Origin of the sequence: Paenibacillus sp. AR247 (genome assembly GCF_002968895.1) — a bacterium.
Classification (GTDB): Bacteria; Bacillota; Bacilli; order Paenibacillales; family Paenibacillaceae; genus Paenibacillus_AQ; species Paenibacillus_AQ favisporus.
The window spans coordinates 175,324-178,112 of sequence record NZ_PCZT01000010.1 but is presented as its reverse complement, the minus strand read 5'-3'; the positions used below and the strand labels follow the sequence as shown (position 1 = coordinate 178,112).

General features: G+C 55.5%; 4 protein-coding genes. All 4 read left to right on the top strand.

Annotated features, from left to right (window positions below):
- Positions 1 to 200 precede the first annotated feature (200 nt).
- Positions 201 to 755, top strand: coding sequence for an ABC transporter substrate-binding protein (locus CPT76_RS40155; RefSeq protein WP_258168686.1), 555 nt, complete (start codon positions 201 to 203; stop codon positions 753 to 755).
- Between the two features lie 44 nt (positions 756 to 799).
- The gene (locus CPT76_RS40150; RefSeq protein WP_258168685.1) at positions 800 to 1,111 is read left to right on the top strand and encodes a hypothetical protein; all 312 of its coding nucleotides are present in this window, start codon (positions 800 to 802) and stop codon (positions 1,109 to 1,111) included.
- A gap of 52 nt (positions 1,112 to 1,163) precedes the next feature.
- A complete protein-coding gene (locus CPT76_RS40145) occupies positions 1,164 to 1,331 on the top strand; it encodes a hypothetical protein (RefSeq protein WP_258168684.1) in 168 nt (55 codons plus the stop codon).
- Between the two features lie 156 nt (positions 1,332 to 1,487).
- Positions 1,488 to 2,789 (top strand): glycoside hydrolase family 76 protein (locus CPT76_RS20395; protein ID WP_181152965.1); only part of this gene is annotated, 1,302 nt, incomplete at its 3' end.

The following is a 2,789-nucleotide window of genomic DNA, read 5'->3' as shown; positions in this document are numbered from 1 at the left end:
TTCTGCCGATGCTGCTCATCTTTTTCTTCGGCCAGAAGTTCTTCATGCAGGGGCTTGGCTCCGTCAATTCCGCTTCATTAAATAAATCAGCCGCCCCGGGCGGTTAGGAGGTGGTGCCTGCCGGCGGTGGGATCAAGGGAATGATATATCAGGTACAGGTGTTAAATGTATTCGAAATGAGATATCAGGGAGGTCTTTCTATGACAAAGGGTGCAAAAAAGTGGTTTAGCGGCATGCTCACGTTACTCCTGTTCTCCAGCCTGCTCGCCGCGTGCGGCGGTGGCGGGTCATCCGATTCCGCCGGTTCGGCGGGCACGTCCGATTCGGGTGGTACGTCCGGTTCGGAATCGTCCGGCAAGAAGGTCGAAGTAACGATGATCACCTGGGAATCGAAAGAAATGAACGATAAAATTATGGCGGCCATGAAGCAGTTTGAGCAGGAAAACCCCGACATTACGGTGAAACTCATCCCTACCCCACTCGACAATTACGGCGTCAAGGTCAACGGGATGCTGACCGCCAAGAAGGCTCCGGACATTTTTATGACAGGCAACGATATGCTGCTGGACAACGCATCCAAGGGACTGCTGTACGACTGGACGTCCCAGGCGGAGCAGGACAAGGAATTCATGGACGGTTTCTACAAAGGCGTCGTGGACAGCTGGCATTATGACGGCAAGCTCGTCGGTCTGCCCGGCCTGCTGAATACGTATGGCATTTTCTATATAAAAAAGCGTTCCAGGACGCCGGTCTGACCGAGCCGAAAATCGGTTGGACTTATAACGATCTGTTCACAGCTATGGAGAAGCTGTCCAGCAAGCAGGGCGGTGTGCAGCAGTTCGGCTATTACGCTCCGCTTGATCCGTTCTATCTGTCGCTCTATTCGATCTCCTCGGGCGCCGCTCCGTTCGCCGACTCCATCCTCAATCCGACCAAAGTGGAGATCAGCGACAAGTTCGTGGAAGGCGTGGAGAAATACAAAACCGCTATTGCAAACGGTTACATGAATCCGCCGACCTTTGATTTGACCAACGTCATGAGCTCCTTTAAGCCTTCCGCAAACGCCGGTCGCTCCTGCAGCGTACCAGGCATCCTCTTCCGCTTACTTTGAAGCGCTGAAGACGGCGGGCCATGCCGATGTCGGCGAAGGCATCGACCACATTTTGAAATCGCCTGATACGCAGCCGGTCCGCTTCCTCTCGTCCTGGGCAGGCAAAGCGAATCCGTTCATCGAAGCTTCCTGGAAGAATGTCCTGATGGGCAAAGCGCCGATCAGCGAGCTGAACACGATGGCGGATAAGATCAACAAGGTCATTTCGGAAGCCAAGTAACAAGTCGCGGGATTAACGGTCCCCTCTGCCCTTCAGGCGTGTATATTCCTGCAAAACTCCTGCCTTTTATTAATCCGGACGCCGGATGCAGGCGGGGACCGTTCATATAATCCATCGTTACAGCGTTCCACAACCACCATAAAGGAGGAGACTTTAATGACTAAGAGCAATCGCCGCATGAACCGGCTGTTGAGCGTGCCGCTGGCGGCCGCCCTCACCCTCGGCTCCGTCACCGTCTGGGGACCGGGCACAACCTATGCGTTCAGCGCCAAGGACGGAGACACGGCCATCGAAGCGTTTAACGCCAAGTTCTGGGATCCGGCGGCCAATATGTTCTGGAGCAGCACCGATCACAAGGATCACCAGGGGTTCTGGGTGGAAGCCGAGCTGTGGGAATTGGTGATGGACTCGTATCTCCATACGTCAGATCCCGAGCTGAAGGCGCAGCTGCGCAATCAGATCGACGACGTGTATACCGGCACGGTAGCCAAATACGGCAGCAACTGGACGAACAACCCCTTCAACGACGACATTATGTGGTGGGCGATGGGCAGTGCGCGGGCGTACCAAATTACCGGTGACCAGAAGTATTTGGACGCGGCAAAGTACCATTTTGACTGGGTATTCAATACGCAGTGGGACGAAGACTTCGCCGGCGGCGGCATCTGGTGGCTGAACAGCGAGCATAACACCAAAAATGCCTGCATCAACTTCCCGGCTGCTGAGGCGGCGGTCTATCTGTACAACGTCACCAAGGATCAGCATTATCTGGATGCCGCGAAGCAAATTTTCAAATGGGGCAAAACGATGCTGACCGACGGCAATGGCAAAGTGTTCGACCGGATCGAAAAGGAAAAAGGGCCGATCCCGGACGCGACGCACTACAATCAGGGTACATACATCGGGGCGGCGGTAGGCTTGTACCGCATTACCGGAGACACCTCCTATCTGGACGAAGCGGTCAAGGCGGCGGCTTTTACCAAAGACCATTTGGTCGATAACGGGGGCGTGCTGAACTTCGAAGGACCGAACGGTGACCTGAAGGGCGGCAAAACGATCCTGCTCCGCAACCTGTCCTTCCTGCAGAAGGCGCTGGACGAGCGGACCGAAAGCAAATACAAGGACTTCGGCGCACAGTTTGACGCCTGGGTCTCCTTCAATGCCGAGCTCGCCTGGACGCACCGGAACGCCGACAATATCGTCGATGGCAACTGGGCGGGACAGCTGCTCTCCGGCACTTACGAGTCCTGGTCGTCCGCTGCAGCCGTGGAAGCGCTGAATGCGCTGAAGCCTCAGGATGCCGAGATTCATTATCCGGAAAAGGACCCGTACAGCAAACTCGAAGCCGAGCGTTACAACATCGGTCAAGGCTTCATCCTGGAGGGTGCGCTGGAAGGAACGCTGCAGCTGGGCGGCATCGAGGCGGGTGACTTTGCGGCCTATAAAAACGTGAACTTC

Coding starts and splice junctions, on each gene's coding strand:
- CPT76_RS40150 (WP_258168685.1), top strand. CDS start 800: ATGGAGAAGCTGTCCAGCAAGCAGGGCGGTGTGCAGCAGTTCGGCTAT.
- CPT76_RS40155 (WP_258168686.1), top strand. CDS start 201: ATGACAAAGGGTGCAAAAAAGTGGTTTAGCGGCATGCTCACGTTACTC.